5 protein-coding genes are annotated in these 3,678 nt (G+C 62.9%); 4 read left to right on the plus strand and 1 reads right to left on the minus strand.

What is annotated here, in order from left to right; translation table 11 throughout:
* The 4 genes from GIW04_RS28925 to GIW04_RS28940 form a co-directional block, all read left to right on the plus strand.
* Positions 1-220, plus strand: a 220-nt coding sequence (locus GIW04_RS28925) for a hypothetical protein (RefSeq protein WP_236479466.1), incomplete at its 5' end; no start/stop codon positions are given.
* A complete protein-coding gene (locus tag GIW04_RS28930; protein WP_003192529.1) occupies positions 213-752 on the plus strand; it encodes a (2Fe-2S)-binding protein in 540 nt (179 codons plus the stop codon). The genes GIW04_RS28925 and GIW04_RS28930, both read left to right, overlap by 8 nt.
* 2 nt (positions 753-754) lie before the next feature.
* On the plus strand, positions 755-1,990 hold the full coding sequence (locus tag GIW04_RS28935) for a c-type cytochrome (protein ID WP_120248918.1): 1,236 nt from the start codon (positions 755-757) through the stop codon (positions 1,988-1,990).
* 1 nt (position 1,991) lies between these two features.
* Positions 1,992-2,963 carry an XdhC family protein gene (locus GIW04_RS28940; protein ID WP_003192526.1) on the plus strand — a complete coding sequence of 324 codons (972 nt, stop codon included), beginning with the start codon at positions 1,992-1,994 and terminating at the stop codon, positions 2,961-2,963.
* Between the two features lie 120 nt (positions 2,964-3,083).
* Here GIW04_RS28940 and GIW04_RS28945 read toward each other — a convergent pair.
* The coding region (locus GIW04_RS28945) for an NAD(P)/FAD-dependent oxidoreductase (RefSeq protein ID WP_236479467.1) at positions 3,084-3,678 on the minus strand (595 nt) is incomplete at its 5' end.

Genomic DNA, 3,678 nt, shown 5'->3' on the forward strand with positions numbered 1-3,678 from the left:
CCGCTACCGCCTGCCAATGGCGCGTCACGTTGCCGTGTGGAAACAGACCTCGGAGATTCTGCCGGCGCTGTCGCCGAGCGACCCGTCCAAAGGTATCGCTGAGGTGGTGATGATCCCGATTGTCGGGGCCATCGGTAATGCGGTGGCGCACGCCATCGGTAAACGTGTTCGCGACCTGCCAATCACGGCTGCCCGCATCAAGGAGGCCCTCAATGGCTAACCGTCCGCTTCAACTGACCCTCAATGGTCAATCCGTCGGCCCGGTGGACATCCCTGATGACCTGCCGATGATCGACTACCTGCACGAGTACAAGAACCTCACCGGCTCGCGGTTGGGCTGCGGCCAAGGCATTTGCCACGCCTGCGTGGTGATCGTCGATAACCCGGACGGCACCAGCGAAGAAGTGCGCACCTGCATCACCGGCGCGCACTACTTTGAAGGCAAAAAAGTACGCACCATCGAAGGCCATGCCAAGCGCGACGAGGCGGGCCAGGTCACTGAGCTGAACCCGATCCAGCAGCGCTTCGTGGATGAGTTCGCCTTTCAGTGCAGCTATTGCGCACCAGGCTTCGTCAACGCGGCCACGGTGTTGGTGGAGAAACTGCAACGCCAGCCGACCGTGCACAGCAAGCTGGAACAAGTCATCGAGGACAGCCTCGGTCATCACGTCTGCCGTTGTACCGGGTACGTGCGTTATTACAACGCCACCCGCAACGTGCTGACCGATCTCGGCCTGGTCAAGGAGGGTTAAGCATGAAGCTTTTTCTGACCCGCCTGGCCTTGGCGGTTGGCCTGGCCGCGCCGGTATTGTTTGCCCACGCTGATGATCAAGCCAAGCGCGGCGAATACCTCGCCCGCGCCGCCGACTGCATGGCCTGCCACACGGCACCGGGCGGCGCGCCGTTTGCGGGCGGCCTGCCGATTGTCTCGCCGTTCGGCACCATCTACGGCACCAACATCACGCCAAGCAAGGAACACGGCATCGGCTTGTACAACGATGACGAGTTCTTCGCCGCGTTGACTGAAGGCAAGCGTCGCGACGGCGCGTACTTGTACCCGGCGATGCCCTACACCTCGTACCACCTGATGCCGCGTGAGGACTCGGACGCGATTCATGCGTACCTCAAGACCATCGAGCCGATCGAGCGCGCAGCGCCGGTGACGAGCCTGAGCTTTCCGTTCAACGTGCGCCTGGGCCTGATGGGCTGGAACGTGTTGTACGGCAAAGCGCTGAAACTGGAACCGGCGCAAGGCAAGAGCGAACCCTGGAAGCGCGGCCAGTACATGGTCGAAGTACTCGGCCACTGCGGCGAATGCCACACGCCACGCGGCCTGCCCGGCGCGATGGAACTGGACAAGCGCCTGACCGGCGGCATCCTCAATGGCTATCTGGCGCCCAGCCTGCTCGCCACGGACCTGGCTGCGCGCGGCTGGAATGAGCAGGACCTGGCCACCTTCCTCAAGCACGGCATGAGCGCCCAAGGCACGATGTTCAACGAGATGTTCCCGGTGTTTCACAACAGCACCCAGGGCCTGAGCGATGCGGACCTGGCCGCGATGGCAACCTTCCTGCTCGGTGATAAACCGCCGGCAGCCAAGGCGTTGGTCGAAGTGCCGGTGGAGCAACTTGGCCCGAGCGCTCAGCGCGGCCGCCAGGAATACCTGAACGTCTGTGCCGGTTGCCATGCGGCAGGTGGCGAAGGCAAGCCGCACATCGCGGTGGCGATGCGCGGCAACACCACGCTGCGGCTGGAAGACCCGCGCAACCTGGTACGGGTGATTGAGGACGGGATCGGCGAGCAGAAGTTCTCCGGGTTCGAACACATGCAACCGATGCCGGGCTTCGCTGGAAAACTCAGCTCGGAGCAACTCACCGATCTGATCAATTACCTGCGCCAAGGCTGGGGCGGGCAATCGGCGGAGCTGGCGGTAAGCGACGTGCAAAAGCTGCAGGCTGAGGCGCCGTCCATCGAGCACAAGGCGCACTGACATGCAGCATCTGGATCTGCAGGTGATACGACGGGCGCTGGAGTGGTCGGTGGCCGGGCAGCGCATCTGGCTCTGTACGGTGCTGGCCACCTACGGCTCGGCGCCGCGGGCGCCGGGTTCGCTGCTGGCGGTGAACGCCGCTGGGCAGTGGATTGGGTCGTTGTCGGGTGGTTGCGTCGAGGAAGACTTTCTCGAGCGCGTCGCCGAAGGTGCGTTTCTCGATGCGGTCAACGTGGTGCGCTATGGCGCAGGGGACGATCCGCGCTCGCGGGTCAGCCTGCCCTGTGGCGGTATTCTCGATGTCTTGGTTGAGAAGCTCGAGCCTGACTGCGAGGTGCAGGCGCACCTGCGTGAAGTGGAGTCGGCGCTGCTCGGGCAGCGCCGCTTGATTCGCGAGGTGTACCTGGCCAGCGGGGCGCACAGCCTGTTTGCTGACCGCGAGCAGGGCGCGCGCATCGAGCGTGACAGTGACCGGGTGCGCATCCGTGTTGGTGCGGCTCAGCGTTTGTTGCTGGCCGGGTACTCCAGCGTGGCGCAGGCGTGTGCCGAGTTTGCGGTCGGTCTTGGGTTTGAGGTGATCCTCTGCGACCCGCGCGATGAAGTGCTCGAAGGCGTGGTGCTCAATGGCGTGGAGATTCGTCGCCAGTTGCCGTCGGTGTTTATTGCCGACGGTGGCTGTCACCGTGATACGGCGGTGGTGGCGCTGACCCATGACCCGCGTATCGACGATCTGGCGATGATGGAAGCGGTGCGTACCGACGCGTTCTACATTGGCGTGATGGGGTCGTTGCAGACCTCGCAGAAGCGCTTTGAGCGACTGCGCCGTATCGGTGGGTTAGGGGAGGCTGAATTGGCGCGGATACACGCACCCATCGGGCTTAACCTGGGCAGCAGGACGCCATCGGAAATCGCGCTGGCAGTATTGGCCGATATCGTGCGGATTCGCAGCGGGATTGCTCGCGACCAGCTCTGAAGCGCAGCCCTGTAGGTGTAGGAGCGAGCTTGCTCGCGAAAAACTTCAACGATAACGCGTTTATTCTGAATGAATGCGGCGGCTGTGAGTTTTTCGCGAGCAAGCTCGCTCCTACAGTGGTTACATCCCGAACTTATCCCGCAACCCGTAGTACCAGGCCCCCAACGCCGCAAACGGCGTGCGCAACATCTGCCCACCCGGGAACGGGTAATGCGGCAAGTCCGCAAACGCATCAAAACGCTCAGCCTGACCCCGCAAGGCCTCTGCCAGCACTTTGCCCGCCAGGTGCGTGTACGTCACGCCATGGCCGCTACAGCCCTGGGAGTAATAGATGTTGTCACCCAGGCGACCGACCTGCGGCAAACGCGACAGGGTCAGCAGGAAATTGCCAGTCCAGGCGTAGTCGATCTTCACGTTCTTCAGTTGCGGAAATGCCTTGAGCATTTTCGGCCGGATGATCGCTTCGATATTCGCCGGGTCTCGTGCGCCATACACCACGCCGCCGCCGAAGATCAGGCGCTTGTCGCTGGTGAGGCGGTAGTAGTCGAGCAGGTAGTTGCAGTCCTCGACACAATAATCCTGGGGCAACAGCGTCTTGGCCACTTCATCGCCCAGTGGCGCCGTGGTGATCACTTGGGTGCCGCACGGCATCGACTTGGCCGCCAGCTCCGGCACCAGATTGCCCAGGTAAGCGTTGCCCGCGACGATAATGAAC

The sequence above is a fragment of the Pseudomonas sp. PA-4-8C genome (genome assembly GCF_021606625.1).
GTDB classification, from domain to species: Bacteria; Pseudomonadota; Gammaproteobacteria; order Pseudomonadales; family Pseudomonadaceae; genus Aquipseudomonas; species Aquipseudomonas lactis.